The organism is Bradyrhizobium sp. 14AA, assembly GCF_054185205.1.
Window position 1 is genome coordinate 1 of sequence record NZ_JAVAYM010000184.1, and the last position, 440, is coordinate 440.

Annotated in this window: 1 protein-coding gene; it reads left to right on the forward strand. The window is 37.0% G+C overall.

From position 1 onward, the window contains the following. A partial coding sequence (locus RAD15_RS43920; RefSeq protein ID WP_458184880.1) for a glycosyltransferase occupies window positions 1–440 on the forward strand: 440 nt, incomplete at both ends.

Consider the following 440-nt stretch of genomic DNA (forward strand, 5'->3'; position numbering starts at 1 on the left):
ATGCAATATATTTTCGTTTTGTTATTGCAGATTACTTTATTAATAAGGCGCCTAAAGTCCTTTATCTGGATGCAGATATCATTTGTCAGGGGACTATTGAGCCACTAATTAATTTCTCATTTCCTGACGATAAAGTCGCAATGGTTGTTACAGAAGGGCAAGCTGACTGGTGGGAAAAACGCGCCCATTCGTTAGGTGTTGCTGGAATTGCTAAAGGTTACTTTAACTCCGGTTTTTTATTGATTAATACTGCCCAATGGGCGGCTCAGCAGGTTTCTGCACGAGCTATTGCAATGCTAAATGAGCCAGAAATAATCAAAAAAATAACACATCCTGATCAGGATGTGTTAAATATGTTGCTGGCGGATAAACTTATTTTCGCTGATATTAAATATAACACCCAATTCAGCTTAAATTATCAACTCAAAGAAAGCTTTATA